At 45.8% G+C, this 18,011-nt stretch carries 12 protein-coding genes; 8 read left to right on the top strand and 4 right to left on the bottom strand.

Features of this window, described 5'->3' with window-relative positions; genetic code table 11:
• Positions 1–320: 320 nt before the first annotated feature.
• The gene (locus KD145_RS09160; RefSeq protein ID WP_256441289.1) at positions 321–836 is read right to left on the bottom strand and encodes a VOC family protein; all 516 of its coding nucleotides are present in this window, start codon (positions 834–836) and stop codon (positions 321–323) included.
• Positions 837–848: 12 nt separating this feature from the next.
• Positions 849–1,634, bottom strand: a complete 786-nt coding sequence (locus KD145_RS09155; protein WP_113618192.1) for an AraC family transcriptional regulator — start codon at positions 1,632–1,634, stop codon at positions 849–851.
• Positions 1,635–1,775: 141 nt separating this feature from the next.
• Here KD145_RS09155 and KD145_RS09150 point away from each other — a divergent pair, with 141 nt between their 5' ends.
• The 6 genes from KD145_RS09150 (at position 1,776) to KD145_RS09125 (ending at position 9,622) form a co-directional block, all read left to right on the top strand.
• Positions 1,776–3,113, top strand: coding sequence for a TolC family protein (locus KD145_RS09150; protein ID WP_249219775.1), 1,338 nt, complete (start codon positions 1,776–1,778; stop codon positions 3,111–3,113).
• Between the two features lie 5 nt (positions 3,114–3,118).
• Entirely contained in the window at positions 3,119–4,183 is a 1,065-nt protein-coding gene (locus KD145_RS09145) for an HlyD family secretion protein (RefSeq protein ID WP_212005592.1), read from the top strand.
• On the top strand, positions 4,176–5,765 hold the full coding sequence (locus KD145_RS09140) for a beta-carotene 15,15'-monooxygenase (RefSeq protein ID WP_212005591.1): 1,590 nt from the start codon (positions 4,176–4,178) through the stop codon (positions 5,763–5,765). Before KD145_RS09145 ends, KD145_RS09140 begins: the two co-directional genes overlap by 8 nt.
• A gap of 162 nt (positions 5,766–5,927) precedes the next feature.
• A complete protein-coding gene (locus KD145_RS09135) occupies positions 5,928–7,490 on the top strand; it encodes a GMC oxidoreductase (protein WP_212005590.1) in 1,563 nt (520 codons plus the stop codon).
• A gap of 181 nt (positions 7,491–7,671) precedes the next feature.
• The gene (locus KD145_RS09130) at positions 7,672–8,508 is read left to right on the top strand and encodes a hypothetical protein (RefSeq protein WP_212005589.1); all 837 of its coding nucleotides are present in this window, start codon (positions 7,672–7,674) and stop codon (positions 8,506–8,508) included.
• 148 nt (positions 8,509–8,656) lie between these two features.
• Complete coding sequence (locus KD145_RS09125) at positions 8,657–9,622, top strand: transglutaminase domain-containing protein (protein WP_212005588.1); 966 nt, start codon at positions 8,657–8,659, stop codon at positions 9,620–9,622.
• Between the two features lie 78 nt (positions 9,623–9,700).
• On the opposite strand, the gene KD145_RS09120 is transcribed toward KD145_RS09125, so the two are convergent.
• Complete coding sequence (locus tag KD145_RS09120) at positions 9,701–11,071, bottom strand: NAD(P)/FAD-dependent oxidoreductase (RefSeq protein WP_212005587.1); 1,371 nt, start codon at positions 11,069–11,071, stop codon at positions 9,701–9,703.
• A gap of 342 nt (positions 11,072–11,413) precedes the next feature.
• Between KD145_RS09120 and KD145_RS09115 the strand changes: the two genes are divergently transcribed.
• Both KD145_RS09115 and KD145_RS09110 read left to right on the top strand, forming a co-directional pair.
• Positions 11,414–14,356, top strand: coding sequence for a phospholipase D-like domain-containing protein (locus tag KD145_RS09115; protein WP_212005586.1), 2,943 nt, complete (start codon positions 11,414–11,416; stop codon positions 14,354–14,356).
• Positions 14,357–14,505: 149 nt separating this feature from the next.
• Positions 14,506–16,116 carry a hypothetical protein gene (locus KD145_RS09110; RefSeq protein ID WP_212005585.1) on the top strand — a complete coding sequence of 537 codons (1,611 nt, stop codon included), beginning with the start codon at positions 14,506–14,508 and terminating at the stop codon, positions 16,114–16,116.
• A 66-nt stretch (positions 16,117–16,182) separates the two neighbouring features.
• Here KD145_RS09110 and KD145_RS09105 read toward each other — a convergent pair whose 3' ends face one another.
• Positions 16,183–18,003: a RagB/SusD family nutrient uptake outer membrane protein gene (locus KD145_RS09105; protein ID WP_212005584.1), complete on the bottom strand. Its 1,821-nt coding sequence runs from the start codon at positions 18,001–18,003 to the stop codon at positions 16,183–16,185.
• Positions 18,004–18,011 lie beyond the last annotated feature (8 nt).

Here is an 18,011-nt window from a genome sequence, read left to right as displayed (position 1 = left end):
TTAGTTTGTTAGGAAATGATCAGGAAGTATTGTTATTCAGATTAAAAACAATGAGCGGAGGTAAGATCTCATCTCATTAAGATAGTTTCCGTGCTTGAAATTACAGTGCTGAAGAAAATGAATGGTGAAGGAAAGTTACCACCAGTCTGTATTTTGAGGATAGTTACATAACATGTTTATCGTAGTTATTGGAGGGTTTGAATAAACAATTAAATGCCTATGACAATCATGATCTGACCGAATTTAAATAAAAAAATTAGTTTAACGGGATGAGTTCCGCATTATTTTATACATAATAAAATTTTATATGTGATTTGTTCTTAATCTTTATCGTGCCTTTTGCATTGTTCGAGGGCGATCCATCCTTCCGGCGTGATGCCCATAATCTCCGTAGCAACGCCCAGCGTTTGGTAGGTGTCGAAGAAAGCCATTCGGGCAATGGGGTGGTCCACTTCGCTGATGACTGCATACCCCTGTGCACGCAGTTCATGGGTGACCCTCTCGAAATCACTTACCGGCAAACGGAAAGCAAGGTGCTGTGTTCCGCCTGCAGGGTACCGGGTGAGATAGTCGTGGAACATGCTTTGGCCGGAAACAGGCTGGACCAATTCGATGAAGGTGCCTCCGTTATAAGTCTGAGTGGTGAGCCATTCACCAGCCACAACCTTGCCATAGTAGGTCATATCCAGATCCTGCGCGCGGATATGTTCCGGTGGGGGAAAGCCGGCAATGCCCAAGGCGTTCATAAGGAATTTTACCGCAGCGTGAATGTCCGGGACCACCCAGCCGATTTGGGCGAGTTCAAGTCCGGCGATGGTGTTGCCAATGTTGTTCATATTCGTTTGCGTTTAGTTTTTCCGGAAATCTGTAGGCCGTGAATGCGTAAATTCCTGGAAGGTATCGCTGAAAGAGCTGACAGAGGTATATCCTACGGCGTAGGCTATATCACTCACCGGACGTGATGTCTTCAATATCATCTCTATCGCCTTTACCATCCTCAGCGTTTTCAGAAACTGCAGAAAGGAAATCTGTAAGGCCGACTGAAACAGCCGTGACATGGTGCGCTGGCTGATATTGAAGTGTTTGCTCACACTCTCCAGGGTCAATCGTTCCCCTATATTTTTCTCCAGGTATTTAATAATATGCTGCATCTGCTCATCATCAGTGGTGGGCAGAATGATGGGCAATGCCTTGTTGTTCAGCTGTGGCAGCAGCTTTTTCAGTGAAACCAGGAACTCGAAATTATAATCCTTACGCGTTACATGATAGCCATCCCAGCGCTCCGTGTAATTAATCATCTGTATCAGCAGCTCACTGGCGGGGTAAATACCGAGCTGCGTGTAAAACGGATCTGAATCGTCATCATGTGAATAGAAATACAGGGATCGCAGGACGGTCGCGGAATAGCCTATCCGCAAAATATGCGGCACTCCCTGTGGTATCCAGAAAAAATACCTGGCAGGTACTACATATGTCTTATAATTTATCGTAATATAGGCGATGCCTCCCTCCACATAACTCAACTGTCCTTTATTATGCTTATGTAACGGAATCAGCTTCTCCGACTTCTCATGCATGACAAATACCGCATTCCGCTGTTTATTAATCTCTGGTAATGAAGCAATCAGACCCATAACTCACATTTTTTGTCCTGCGTCAAAGGTAAAAATTTAAATTGGCTGGAATGATGAAAAGATTGACTATTTATCTGAAATGACAAATTGTATCCTGTAATAATTTTGCACCCGGATATTGATGATAGATATCTGTTTTTTATGAATCACAAACATCGGATTATTGCCATGGGGCTATTCCTGGCAATTCATTCATTAAGCGTTTTCGCACAGGAGCACACAACGGCAGTAAATGATACCCTGAAAATTACATTGCCGGAAGCCTGGCAGAAAGCAGAAGCCTACAGCCGCACAATCGCCATCAAAAAGAAAGCTACGGACATCGCCGGAGAAGAAGTAAAAGATGCGAAGATGGAAAGACTACCGGAACTGGGAGTAATGGGCAGCGCAGAAAAAGCGACTAATATTCCCATCTATGGTAATGGTATCTTCTCCAAACCTACCAGTCAGCATGAAGTCATTCACACGCTCTACAAAGCCAGCGCTGATTTTTATCTCAACATCTACAATGGGAATAAGTTAAACCTGAAAATTGAAGAGGATAAAGTCCTGCATCAGCTCTCGGGTATCCGTCAGGAGGAATCTGTTTCCCAGATACGTTATCAGACGGCTGCGCTGTTCCTGGATTTACAGCAGGCACAGATTTTCAGGGAACTGATCCTGAGCGATATAGCTGACCAGGAGAAACAACTGGCGGAAATCAAAACATTTCATCGTAACGGAACGGTGCTGAAAAGTGATGTGCTCCGTGTAGAGCTGGACCTCTCCAAACGCAAGCTCACCCTGGTAAAGGTTGAAAATGATATTCTCATCGCAAATCAGAAACTGAATATTATACTGGGAGAACCAGACGACAAACCGCTTCACCCGGATTATGCGGTGATGGCACCGGATACGGAGTCTTACAAAGACTATCTCGCTGCTGCGCTTCATCATTCCTATATATATCATATTTCGGAACAGCAAACAGATCTCAGCCGGATTCACCTGCAGCAGGTACGTGCCAATGTACGCCCAAAGGTAGGCCTGTACGGGGATTTCTGGTATGCCAATCCGCAGATATTCCTGTATCCGTATAATCCCAGTTGGTATTCTGTGGGCATAGGCGGGGTAAAGGTGTCCTTTCCCATATCTTCCCTGTATCACAATATGCATAAGGTGAGTGCGGCAAAACTGGAACTGGAGAAGGAAGAAGAAACACATAAGGATACAGAAGATAAGGTACGTCAACAGGTGAAAGAAGCATTTCTTCGTTACAGGGAATCCTTGGTGCAGATTGATGTTGCCACTACCAATGTAACCCGTGCGGAAGAAAATGCCCGTATCATTAAAAGCGCTTATTTTCATCAGGCATCCCTCGTGACAGATCTCCTGGATGCAGATGTACAGCTGCTTCAAACCCGCTTTGAACTGGCATCGGCAAAGATTCTCTCCCAAAATAAATACTACTTACTCCAGCATATCACAGGTACGCTATAATCAAAATGAAAAAGAAACATTTAGTCACAGACAGACTGATCACCAGGATCACAGGCTGGATGGCCGGTATTATTGTCCTCGCACTGGCCGCATGGGGATTGCTCACTATCCGCTCCTGGTATCTGTATGAACAAACCAATGATGCCCAGGTACAGGAATATGTAAACCCTGTCATAGCAAGGGCCGGCGGCTTTATCGTTGCGGTAAGGTTTGAGGAAAACCAGGTCGTGAAAAAAGGAGATACGCTGCTGGTCATAGACAACAGAGAGTATACCCTGCAGTCTGACCAAACGGTGGCGTCTATACGTAAATCAGAAGCCCAGCTGCAGGTGCTGGAAAGTAATATTCACACACTGGAGAAAACAGCCAGTGCTGCCAGTTCCCAGATCGATGGTGCTAAAGCCCGCGTATGGAAGCAGGAGCTGGAATACAAACGTTACAAGGAAATGTATGCTGATGAAGCAGCTACGAAACAGCAGCTGGAAAACGTACAGGCAACGCTGGATATCAATAACAGTGATTATAAATCCGCCCGTGAAAATTTTGAAGCAGCTACTTCCCGTATAACAGATGCCCGTGCAGAAAAGCTGGTAGTGGAAGCAGAGATTACGAGGCTCCGGGCTTTGTTGGACCGTCATAACCTGGATGTGGAATATACGGTGGTTAGAGCAGCCTACGACGGCCGTATGGGCCGCAGAACAGTGGAACCGGGGCAAATGATCGATGCTGGAGAAACACTGGCATATATCGTAAATAATGAGACAGATAAATGGGTAGTGGCCAACTATAAGGAAACACAGGTGTCCCATATGCGTGTAGGCGATACTGTTAATATTGTGGCGGATGCTTTCCCCGATGAACAATTCAAAGGAACAGTCATCTCCCTGTCCCCAGCTACCGGCTCCAGTTTTTCCCTGTTACCTCCGGATAACTCTACCGGTAACTATGTAAAGATTGTTCAGCGTATACCCGTGCGTATACGGGTGGATGGCGACAGAAAGGATATTGACCGTCTCAAGGTAGGGATGAATGTGAATGTCTTTCTGCCTAAAAAACAGCATCATGGATAATTCCATTCCCATATTCAGGCCGTGGACACCGGAATGGCTGATCAAGATCATGCTGTTCCTGCTGATATTGCCTTCCATCGTGATATTTTTCCTGCCCATGGCCAATATCAATGCGGCTGCAGGATATTATGGCGGTGAGCCGGCGGATATACAATTTGCGGTGGCGTTGTTCTATGCGGGATATGTAGGCTTTTATAGCCTGGAACGCCGGTTTTTCGTATATATGGCAGCGAAGGAGTACTTTATTGTATTTACCTTTTTGCAGATACTGACCTGTTATATCTGTTATCTGACCAACGATCTCCACATATTTCTGCCAATACGTTTTATCCAGGGTATGTTGTTCGCATGTACCGTCAATCTCTCTTTGTCATTGATGTTTACCCGATTGAGAAGTGAACGGGCCAGAGAAATCAGTTTTTCTGTATTCTTTGGATTTCTGCTCTGTGCCGTGCCTTTCAATAACCTGGTAACAGCAGACCTGATCGATGCAGTTGATTTTAATGCGGTGTACAAGGCTGCAGTGTTTGCCTATCTGCCATGTTTGTGTCTCTTGCTGATAACGATGAACGGGGTGAGGCTCAATGTCCGGTTCCCGCTCTATAATCTGGACTGGCAGAGCTTTTCCCTGTACAGTATTATGCTCAGTCTCTTCGGTTATATCATGATTTACGGACAGGAATATTACTGGCTGGAAGATCAGCGTATACGCTATAGCGTTATTGCAATCGTGGTGTTGTTGTTGATTTATGTCGTGAGGCAACGACACCTGCGCCGGCCTTATGTACACCTGAAGATATTCCGGTACCGGAATTTCAAGGTAGGCTTGCTGGTGCTTTTTATTATGTATATCTGCCGTTTTGCATCCGGAATTACAAATACTTTTTATGCCGTTGTGCTGAAGTTTGACCCCATGCATGTTTCGTATATGAATGTGCTCAATATCGCAGGACTGGTACTGGGTGTTATTATTGCCTGTGCCCTGATTCTGCAGAAGAAACATATAAGGTATATCTGGGTGCCTGGGTTTCTGTTGTTGCTGGGGTTTCATATCCGTATGTATTTTCTGTTTGATGTGCAGGCAGATGAATTTAATTACTATTTACCATTGTTGGCACAGGGTCTTGGTGTGGGCCTGATTATGGTGCCGACTATAGTATATGCCATTTCTTCTGTTCCAACAGTTATGGGGGCTTCGGCTTCAGCGGTATGTCTGGCGGTGCGTTATCTGGGCTTTTGCGTAAGTATCGGATTAATTAATTTCTTTGAGTTATTCGGAAAGAGCAGGCATTACAACGCATTTCAGGATCATCTTACCAAACTGGACCCGGTCGTCAGGCAGACCCTGCGTATGCAGGCGCATAAACTGGAAGCAAAGGGAATGGTGGCAGGAAAAGCCATGCGGGCCTCGGACAAAATACTGGTGAATGCTGTGAATACACAAGGCCAGATACGTTTCGCTATGGATTATTATGAATTGATGTCGTGTTTAATTGTTTTGACGCTGGTGCTGATACTTTTGTTTCCGTACCTGAACCGGACAGCAGTTTATCTGAGATCCCGCAGGCTTTCTCCCGCTTAAGACAAGCTTAATCATACATGTGTTAATAATCGCCACAGAAAAACCGGGACGTCTCTTAAGACGTCCTTTTTTGTTGGTGCAAAGGCTGAAATCTCCCGTTTACGGTGTTTCTATGACCGCAGTCGTATTGTCTATCTTGATGATGGATCTAATTTGTAAATCATGTCATTACAATACGATTATGTGATCATTGGCAGCGGCTTCGGCGGCTCTGTCAGCGCATTGCGGCTTGCGGAGAAGGGGTATAGGGTGCTTGTCATTGAAAAGGGAAGGCGGTTTAAGGAGAAGGATTTTCCCAAAACGAACTGGGATCTCCGTAAATGGCTGTGGGCTCCATTGCTGAAATTCCGTGGGGCATTCAGGATCTCTTTCTTTCGACACGTTGCTGTAATGCATGGTGTGGGCGTTGGAGGTGGCTCACTCGTGTATGCGGCAGCGTTACCAATGCCTCCTACGGGATTCTTTTATTCCGGTCACTGGCAGGGGCTGGCTGAATGGGAACAGGAGCTAAAGCCATTTTATACAACAGCCAGGCGTATGTTGGGAAGTGCACTTAATCCACGGTTGGAAACCGGCGATCATATTATGAAGGACCTGGCGGCAGAAATGGGAAGAGAGGAGCATTTCAGCCATACGGAAGTTGGTATATTCTTAGGAGAACCCGGGAGGCAGGTAAAAGATCCCTATTTTAATGGCCTTGGTCCCGATCGTTCAGGATGTACTTTTTGTGGTGGCTGTCTTATAGGCTGCCGGCATAATGCCAAAAATTCACTGGATAAAAATTACCTGTACCTGGCACAGCAAGCGGGAGTTGAAATATTGGCGGAGACGGAGGCATACGATGTCGTCCCTTTGGATGGCGCAAATGGAGCTACGGGGTATGAGGTGAAGTTTAAAACAAAGGGCCGCCGGCAAACAATAACTTCACATGCAGTCATATTTGCCGGAGGGGTGCTGGGAACAGTAAACCTATTGCTGAAACTAAAAAACACTTCGTTGCCCCGGTTATCATCCATGGTAGGGGAAGGTGTCCGCACCAATAATGAGAGTATCGTTGCCATGGTCAATTATAAACAGAACAAGGACCTTTCCAGGGGCGTGGCTATCGGATCTGTTCTTAGGCTGGATGAGACTACTTATGTGGAGCCTTTCCGGTATAATAAAGGCTCAGGTGCCTGGCGTCTTTTTTTATTACCTTTTACCCATAGCAATACGTTTGCAGGAAGAGTAGGGCAGATACTTGTCGACCTGCTCAGATATCCATGGATAAATTTAAAGACCCTGTTTGTGGATGATTTTGGCAAACGCACGCAGGCACTGCTTTTTATGCAACAGGGTGAACAGTCTCTCCGGTTGAAACGCGGCTGGCTGGGGTTAAAATCTGTTTTAAGGAAGGGAACAAAGCCTACTCCCTTTATGCCAATGGTCGGTGCGTTTGCGAACCGGTATGGACAGAAACTGGAAGGGAAACCCTACATGTTAAGTACAGAAGCATTACTGGGCATCCCTTCCACGGCTCATTTGCTGGGAGGGGCTGTAATGGGACGTGATAGTACAGAAGGAGTAATCGATAAGGATAACCATGTCTTCGGATATGAGAATATGTTTGTTTGTGATGGAGCTATGATTTCCTCCAATCCCGGCGTTAATCCATCGCTGACAATAACCGCCATAGCAGAAAGAGCGATGAGTAAGATAAACCCCAAATCTGCTGATATGAGCTAACCTAAGATACGTTCACAAATGGGACAAGCTTTTTTGTAAAGAGGCTTGTCCCATTTTCTTTTTGTATAAAGCCGATCTATTGTATTATCAACGATTAATCTTAGTTTTGAAGATTCATAATGAAAAATTAATACACTAAACGAAACCATTGTATTCAGATATTTTATAAATCATATTGCGCATGCCCTTGACGAAAGTTTTGATCACTATTAAAAGTTACCCTACTACATCTTCCCATTATGATGAACAGCTTAGCATCGCCGGGTTCAGAGAGGATGGTACTTTTATCAGAATATATCCCATTCCCTTTTCAAAAAAGACTTACGAAGAACAATATCAGCTGTATGACTGGGTGGAACTGGATGTAGAGCGCAACACCAGGGATTTCAGACTGGAGAGTTTCCGGCCGGTAACGGTAGACGAACCGGTGAAAAAGATAGGGCATCTGGGTACCGAAGATCATTGGAGCGAACGGAAAGCCATTGTGCTGAAGACTGTATATCGTGACCTGTCTACATTGGCGATGGAAGCAAAACACGAAGCCTTTTTCACTTCCCTGGCGGTATTCAAACCGTTACGTATACTCGATTTTGTGATAGAGGAAACAGAGCGGGAATGGGACGCTACCCGGCTGGAGAAATTACAGGAAGAGAAAAACAGCGGCAGGGTGTTTGAACAGCCGGAAGATCCTTTTGCCGTAATGGAAAAGCTGCCCTATAAATTTTCCTTCCGATTTACCGATAAGAGAAATGAAGAGATCACCTTACCGGTGGAGGACTGGCAGCTGGCATCCCTGTATTGGAAAATCCTGAAAAAGCAGCATGGCAGCGGAAAAGAGCTGAAAGCGCTCAAAGAGGTGAAAAAGAAATATCTGCAGGAATATGCCAGGAGCACCGATCTGCATTTCTTCCTGGGGACCACACAAAATATACATGCCAGTACCAAACAGCCTTTTACGATTGTTGGACTGTTTCAACCAACGGTGGCGCCGACAGTGATACAAGGCAGTTTATTTTAGGGGTATTTTTACTGGCCCCATCTTCGAACCTGAATGCCCAATTGCAGCTGATCGCAAATATGATCTGCCGCCAGACTAGATTGAACGTGATTATCAGGCTCAATCCAGGTTCACGACAAAATAACTATAACGTAAGAATACAATAGACATGAAAAAGACCCTTTTTATATTGTTATGTAGTTGTGTATTATCTGCACTGGCAGTTGCTCAGCAACCTGATTATACTGGTGCAGATAGTACCGCACTAGCGCTTAAAGGCCGTCATTTTTCTTCTGTGGCAGAACTGGTGAACCAACTTACGCCTGGCCTTAACAACAACCAGCTGAAGGCCAGGGCAATTTATGATTGGGTAACGGAGAATATCAAATATGATATGCAAGCTTTCATTAGCAAAACATACCTTAATGAGAAATCTCCGTTGATGACACTGACTGACCGTAAAGGCATATGCCAGAATTTTTCGGAACTGGTGAAAGAAATGTGTCTCCTGGCCCATATTCCGTGTGAAATAGTTACTGGTCTTGGAAAATTCGGCCCAAACCTGGGTACAGACCTGCATGCCTGGAATGCAATACAGCTAAATAACAAATGGTATCTTATGGACGTTTCCTGGGGCAGCCTTCAACGGCCGGGTAACAAATATGATTATTTTTTGACCCCGCCTGAACAGTTCATATGTGACCATTTCCCCAATAGTGCCAGATGGAGTTTACTGGATAAAACACCGGATAAACAAACATTCCTTAGTTATCCATATATCTCTATTGATTATTTCAAAGTAGCAGGAAAGGATTTTCCGAAGGAAATGAAATTAGTTGCCCGAAACCAGACCCTGACCATCAGCAATTATGCTGCAGCAACAGGAAAACTGCTGTATCCGGAAATAGTGGATGAGAAAAATATGAGGCAGCTTGAACATAGAGAAGACTACACACCCGTTGACATTGGCATCAGAGAAATAACCGATGCAGATAAAAAAGTAGTGCAATACCAGTTGACAGGAATCCCTAAAGGTAGCTACTGGCTTTATCTGTATGTGGTGCCGGACGTTGACCAGTCCCCTTCATCCATAATACAGTCCAGCATACTGGTATTCAGCGTGGAAAGCCTTTGATGAAAAATAGTAAACTACCTCCAAAAAGTAATATACTTTTTGGAGGTAGTTTTATGAATATTCAAATTCATAAAAATTTTAGGCGCTAAATTGTTCCTCTCTGGTCATTTGCTCCCATACGCCTCCATAGCCCGCATCCTGGAGCAACTGGTACATTTTTTTATTGAAGAGTTCATGAGGAGGGTAAAAGGAAGTGCTTACAAGCCACATCAGGCCAAATATCTCTAATTGCTTTTGTTCAACTGCAAATTCAATGACCTTGTCCAGGAATGCCTGTGCAAACGCTATATCTTTCAGCGGCTCTGAATAGATGTGCTGAACAGCCGGATGTCTGAGATCCGAGACAGCATTGATCCACCATGCCGGCTCAATAATATGCTGTACTGCTTTCAGGTAGTTTACCTCAAAATCAGGGATGGGCTGCAGCTGGTTTTCCCTTAACATTGTTTGCAGCGTTTCTGCCTGCATGGCTGCTACGGTTATGCCAGTTCCATATATTGGATCAAAACTGCATAATGCATCGCCTATTACCAGCAGTCCTGCCGGCCAGTCTGGCATTTTTTCATAATGCTGCCGGAAAACCTGCTTCATCCGGTATCCTCGCGGGGCTTCCAATGGAATGGCCGTTCTTAGTATATCTGAGAGAACATCGTTGTCCAATCTGCTTAATTCCTGTTCAAATGCTTCCGCGGTGGTAGGTGGATAAAGGCCTCCTATGTTGCCAAGAATGATTTCCATAACCTCGCCTTCCATGAAAGAAACTACGCAGGTTGGGCCGTTGTCGTTCTTTTTCTTCTCTATATGTAACAGGTCCCAGTGCGGTACCTGTTCACCTGGAACGGAATAGTGACGGGTACTATATCCTAAATCAGTGGTCAGTATCTCTGGTTGCGGCACTTCATATCCGTAACGTTTTAACCAGTCCGGCAGATGGGAATGATAGCCTCCTGCAAATACTACAAGGTCCGCACTGATCTCAACATGCTGCTGCTGTTCTCCTCTTCCTGTGATGCCACAAATCCTGTTTTCCTGTGATGCAAATTTTAAATCAGTCACTGTCACGCTGTTTAAAAAAACGACATTTACCAGGCGCTGAACATGTTGCCGGATATGCCATTCCAGCATTGATCTGCTGCAGACAGCATCATCAGTTGGCGTTTGAAGATTGATATGACCAAAAGGGTAGTCAAACAGTATTTCCTTTCCTTTGCTGTTATGAGCGCCATGCTTTAACAGTGTTTCATTCAACCCGGGAAATAATTGCTCCAGGATCATCCTTCCTTTGGGAGTAAGATGATGCGGATGACGGGCCTGTGGTGTTCCTGGCCTTGGATCCGGAGATGCAGAAACTTTGTCCCGCTCAATAATGGTGATTTCGTCATAAAAATCAGCGAGGGTGTATGCTGCCATTAATCCGGCCATGCCGCCGCCTATGATGATTGCTTTCATTGTTTTTTTCTGATAAATTTCAGCTACATCCGCTTCCTTTATTTGTACTATCGGGATTAGTTTTAACACAATCGGGATTTTTTGCCGGAAGTTTATCAAAAGATACATCGGATGCGCAGGAAAAGCCGGGCAGCATGAATTAACCAACTCAATCAACACAAATTTTGACTGAAAACTACAATAGGAAAACAGTCAGGAACGTTCCTAAGAAACATATCAGGTGGATAACTAAGATGAATCTTACAACCACTTCTGATTCGCTAAAGGCTAAAACGGGTTTTAATCTTATCTATAACTTAAACTAATGTAAAAATGCCCCAAACTCAAAAAATCGATAGGTCCATGAAAGACTGGCACAAGTTTTTTGCGCGCGCCGAATTTCCCCTGACCTTTTCCGACCGGGATCGTTCATCATTGCAGCTTTCTGCAAATACGCGCAGTCGCGAGGACCCTAATCCGCCGAGATCGTATCTTACCCCGGAAGGGTGGGCTCGTTTCCGCTTCATTGCAGTTGACCAGAACGATTATACCAAAGGGTACAAAATTTATGTTGATAATCGTTATGTCTCAAATATGGGGTCTTATGAGCGTTCAAACTGTTTGAATACATCTGCTGATCCTAAAGATGCTTCTGTTTACATGCCGGTCTTTACCGGTCCGCAGACTTTTTTCATCCGGCATATGGCTGATGGAAGACTACTGACACGACCCTGGGACCGGGCTACCAGTGGAATACATGGCCGAAAGGCGATCTTGTTGGCGGGACAGGATGCTCCTGGCTGGGATGGCATACAGCAGGTTTTTAAAATGCCGCTCTGGCCTGCCAGAATTTTGCAGATGGCTTATCTGGCACTTGGGCGTCATTTTTATTTGAAATCCGGCAATAGGGTTTTATATGCCAGCAACAATAATCTTGCATGGGGAGAAGTATCAGATCCCTCTGCCATTGCATGGGTGTCTGCTCCGAATCCTTCCTCTGTTCATGCGGGTTATGTCTTATCGGTAGGCGGCAAATACATTAGAATGGTCGGGACTGATCAGCCCATTACACTGGTCGATAATATCAATCAGGCAACCCACCTTTGTCCGATTTTGAGCGATGATAATAAGACCCTTTCTTTCTGGCATTCAGAGTCCGATCATGTTTTAACGATAAAAGATGACCTGCCTGTTTTTTCTCTTCTTGAAGATACCCAGGTTATTCCTCCGTCATGGGCAGTAGTGCCTCATGATCCACATGTTGCATTGTCTGGCCTTGGTGAAACCAAAACACTAAATGATACGGTATATCTGAAACAGATTGCCGGTAAATTGACAAGGGATGTGCTTTCCAAGAGAGGAACTACCTGGGATTACTCTTTCAACAACATATTACCCGACGACTGGCTCATTGCCACCCCTGAAAATGCTTTCGGGAGGTACAGTGACTTTGAGATGTCTATCCCGCAGGCGGGCGCCAATGATTTTAGTTTAAAGCCATGTGATGGATCTGCGCCTGATCCCAGACATCCTTGTGTTTCTCTGATCTCTTCGGTCAACGCCCCGGGCGGTACACCGCTCAGGCTTCACGCTGGCCACTCCCGCCGCATTTATGAGGAGATGTATAAATTAATAATTTCCGGTAATAATTTTATTGATATCCTCAGTCTGTTAAGAAAGGATGATACACCCAGTGGCGAATTTTTAGCTGCTATCCGTAACGCAATTACTTATTTGAGCCTCAAACCGGAGGCACGAAATATTACAATCAGGTTTTTGTTTGGTGAGCCGCTGGGATGGCTGGGCGAGACTCACTGGATTAAGGGCACCGGACCGTATAAACCTGCGGCTGATGTACTAGGGGAACTTATCCGGGATATTCCCTCCTTCACTAATTCCAGGATGAAAATCTATATTGCTTATACTTCATCCGTTCCTTTAATTACCTGGAACCACGCAAAGATAATAGCGGTAGATGGTGAGCGCGCTTTAGTAGGAGGGCATAATATGTGGGCTGGTCCTTATTTGGGAGAAAATCCTGTACTGGATGTTTCCATGAAGCTATCTTCTGGTAAGGCAGCCGTTGATGCGCATCATTTTGCAGATAATCTGTGGTTTTTGCAGGTTAATTCGCATGGGGATTACTGGATTGATGATGCTGCGTCTTATGTAGCACCCTCAACGCGTGCCCGGGCGGAGGCGGCTGTACCTCCTCCTCGTCTTTTTAATAATTTTTACAGCGAGCCGGCTGACGATCCTTCGAGAAAATCCGGAACAGGGGTGCCTATACTCTCTGCAGGACGCGAGGAGGGGACCGCTGCCGGAGCTGCCGCCAGTGATAAGGCGTTGATAGCTTTGCTTGATGCAGCAACGGAAACTATTTATATTTCTGCCCAGGCATTGAGCCACGATCCTATTTATCCGCGTTATTGGCCGGATGACTTTCTCACTTCCCTCGCAGAGGCCCTCAAGAGAGGTGTTCATATCACCATTTTTATGTCTGATCCTTCCGGAGGAGCTTATAAGGGCGATCCACCGGCAGAAGTTATTGATAAGGTGCGAAACAAAATTACCGGTAAGACAGGATCAGAAATCACCCTGCTGTTGAACAACCTGAGTGTCCGCTCTTTTCCCTCTGCTTCTACCTGGGGATTGGCCGCAGGTCAGCCGGGAATCTCCAATCATGCCAAAGTAATTATGGTGGATAAAAAGGCTTTTAGTATCGGATCTCAGAATTATTACCCTTGTTATCCGGCTACGCTGTCAGAATTCACCTATTTCGTAGAAGAGTCTGTCAAAGCCATGGAGCTGTATACCAATTACTTTCAAAAAATGGAAGCCTGGGCACTACCTGCGCCTCCGCTGCCGGAACCACCTGTGGATCGGGCCTCTTACCATATTTCTATTGTGCAGCTGATTTGCCATGCGGTGTCCAGTGGAGGCAGTGATGACCAATGTTATATCAAAAAAAACGGAACGAAAATATGGCCTGTATCCTCTAAGTATACCGTGATGCGTCGTGGATCAGTTGCGGTGTTTGCGGATATCAATCTGCCGCCGATGACCGTATTGGATAATGAGATGGTGCTGGAACTGTTCGAATGGGACCAGTTTTCCTCTGATGATCATCTTGGGGATTTCAGATTCCATCCTCATGGCAATATCACCTATTATGATGGCACTACGTATGTAACAAAGTGGCTCTCGGAGCTGGAGACCAATAAGATCTATGTGATGAATGGCAATATGGTGGATGATGATGCCCAGTACACAATGGCATTCAGGTTTACGAAAACTACCTTGTAGTATATGTGATTGATTGTACAGATGAGAAAAAGCCGCATAGATTGTATGATCTATGCGGCTTTTTAGTGATACAAGACAGTTTATTAGTTTCACAAATAGTCCTTTTACATTATCTTCGGCTCGGATTATATTAATTTTTTATTCATTCTATGAAGAATATATTGATGGACCTCAGAAAGGAAATAACTGTTTTCTTAATTCCTGTTATATTGCTGACAGCATGCAATTTTGGTAATAAAAAGCCGGGTAACAAACAACAAGGAGTAAACGCAGCCCATACGGATTCAGGGCCGGCGAAAAAGGCTGTGGATATTCCGGCCTTGTCTACCGAAGCTTATGTGTCAGCCATCGTCAGCAAGAGACAAGCCATTGCTGCTCAGCTGCCGGGTATAAATGCGGAAACGGCCGCCAAACTTTATCGTTCGCTTGCACTTTATGTAGACACTGCACTGGCAGGGATTTCCGGCAATGAAGCTAAATGGCTGGATGAATATGTCAACTATTACTCGGAAGCAAAGAAGGCCGTGGTGCCGCCTGCCAAGGTACAGCAACGTATTCAACTGCTGGCCACAGCGGGTATTGAACCATGGGGCATCGGAGAAGGGTATACGGAACTGCGTATCGAGCCTTCTTTCTATACACATTTATTCAAGACCTCCCTGCCTGCTGATTATAGTATGTTCCTGCAGCTACAAGCCGATGAAGATACGGTGCTATACAGTGCAGATGCGGGACTGATCGTTTCATTCAATCTGATTGGAAAGAGAGCCCTTAACTGGGAAAAGTTCCTGGATACTCATCCCAACAGCATCTTTGTTGCAGAGGCCAGGGAGCTTCATGAACGTTATTGCTATGATTATCTTTTCGGGGAAGATAACACTCCATCATTTGATCATCGGGATGATCTTGGTTCACTGTATCCGGAGAATAAGGCTGAATATCTCTCGTTTATACAACAGCATGGTGATACCAAAACCGGCCGCCTGGTAAAACAGTTTCTGGATAAATTAAGCACCGCAAAAACATATGATGACCTGTGGCGGTATATGCGGACTGCAATAGGAACGGCCTATTCCGGAGAACTGAGTTTACTGCCTGTTCAAACCGATTTTCTGGCCGGGAATATTGAAAGCCTGACTAAAAAAGTATACGATACCGTATCCACAGAAATAGGAATTGGTGGAGGCGCCGCAGAAAAGATAGAGCGTAACCTTGACTCCATCCTGTACTTTCAGCAGGATAATAATACCTACTGTGTAGCTATATTCACCAACAGAGGAAAGAGCGGTGGAGCACCGTTTTCAGGCTGGGTTGATGTATGGGCTTTCAAAAAAACAGATGGACACTGGCAAACCGCTGCGTATCTGCTGAACGCCGGCGGGGGAGGAATGTATGGCAATTCCGGTTCTTTCGATAAGCTTATCAGGATAGGAACGCATACCACCGGTATCGTAGTATCCGGCGGCATCACGCATATGGGAAGCAGTGTTTCCTGGGATGATATGATTGCATTTCAGGAGGAGAAGCTGTTTCCGGTAATGAATATTGTTACGCAAAATGCTTATGATGCTGGCAATGGTATACAAAAATGCAGTAATAATAAATGGGTACTACAGCATTCCGGCCAGCAGGAAAATTATGACCTCGTGATTTTTCCGGGTAGTTGTATGGGAGGAAATACGCCACTGGACAGAATTATGGTGCCCTATAAAAAGGGTCGTTATAATATTCCTGCTGAATTTCAGGATAAAGGAATCTGATCCATACACGCTAAGTTATTTAATAAAGCCGCCTGATCGTATGATTCAGGCGGCTTTATCGTTTTATTAGTAGCCCGGGAACTGCATCAGTACCTTGTTTCGGTCTATTTCGCTCTGGGGAATGGGATAGAAATAAAATTTGTTCTGCCAGTTTGCTCTGGTGAAAGACACGATCCTTTTATGAAATTCCGGATCGGAGAGGGATGTTCCTTTTTCTATGTTCATGCCGTGAAATGCGCCGCCCTGGTGCTGGTCGGGGTCATTGGCCACTTTCCAGCGGCGGACGTCCCAGTAGCGGTGGCCTTCAAACATCAGCTCTATACGGCGTTCCAGGCGTATCTGTCTGCGCATTTCCTCCTGCGATAAACCTGGCTGCATATCAGGGAGCCCGCCTCTGTTACGGATTTTGTTGAGGTATTTGAGGATGTCAGGATTGCCGGGCTCGTACTCATTGAGGGCTTCGGCGTAGTTGAGATAAATCTCACCAAGTCGTATCATCATAGCCGGTCTTGAAAAATTTCTGCCTGTCCGGAAATCAGTATTGGGATGGATGTTCTTGCGGGCGGTATAGCCGGTAGAGGGCCAGTCACGCGGGGCGCCGTTCTTGCCGGAGTTGCCGGTGAAGAAGAACTCGACCCTTGTCTGCCCCGACTCAGGCACCACCGGTACTACAGCACCATTGAAGGTCACATCTACATAAAAGCGTGGTTCGCGGTTGGTATACATGTTATAGGTTCCGCTCACATAATAGGGTGTGGCGCTACCCGTAAAACCATCCTCCGTATAGCCGCTGCTGTTATCACTGATGGCTTTGCCGTTGGCCGTTCTGAAAATATCCACCTGTTCCTGTGTGACGGCAATACCGTTCCAGCCCTGGCCGTTGGCGCAGCGCGGAGAGCAGTGTCGTTCCCAGTTGCTTACATGGGCGGAGGAGGTACGTATCCATATGGCTTCTTTCTGCCAGCCATCGAAGAAGAGGTTGCGGCAGGAGAGGAACGCGGCACGGAAAGGATCCGGATCAGCCACCGTGTATAATTCCCAGCGGTTAAGATCTATAACGGCTTTGGCCGCATCAGCAGCTTTTTTCCATCTCTCCTTGTCATACGACTGATTAAACAACGTGGTACCATCCGTATTTTTAAAGGAAGCGAGTTCGGTGTTGCCATTAAACAACGGGCTGGCGTGATACAGTAATATCTGTGATTTTACGGCCAGGATGATGGGCTGTGTGATACGCCCGGTTTGTGTTACATCAGCCTGGGTGGGATCTACCGGGTTCACATGTTGTACCGGCACATCGGGGAAGGCTTTGTCCATTTCGGAGAGCACATATGCCGCACATTCATCCCAGGTGCTGCGGGGTATCTGAAAATTATCTTCAGGCAGCCTGGGTGTTTCACCCATCAGCACTACAGGGCCGTACTGGCGCATCAGCAGCCAGTAGTAGTAGGCTCTGAGGAAGCGGGCTTCAGCCTTGTATTGTTTTAAAAGTCTGTCACCACCGGGCAAGGCTTTGATCTCCTGGTTCTGATCGGCATTCTGCAGGAAGATGGCTGCCTGCCGGATGGTCTGGTAATAGCTGTTCCAGTAGGAGGGGCTGGCATTGTCGGGTGTGATAGCACCGGAGTTGATGCCAGGCTGCACCCAGGCATAGTCGGCTTCGTCGCATTGTCCGGTCCAGGGAACGCTGTAAGGCTGGTTCCACATATCGGGCATGGGGTTATACAGCCTGGCAAGCCATTGTTCTGTCATGGCGCGGTTGGTGAATACGTCCTTCAGCGTGGTGATATTGTCGGGTACAGTATCCAGGTAGCCTTTTTTGCAACCGGCAGCAGACAATAACAGCAGGAGGAACAGTAGTATATGTTTGTGGTATGAATGAGTCATGATGTTAT

It is taken from the genome of Chitinophaga sp. HK235 (assembly GCF_018255755.1).
Taxonomy (GTDB): Bacteria; Bacteroidota; Bacteroidia; order Chitinophagales; family Chitinophagaceae; genus Chitinophaga.
The sequence above is the reverse complement of the archived record's forward strand: the minus strand, read 5'-3'. Positions and strand labels throughout refer to the sequence as shown.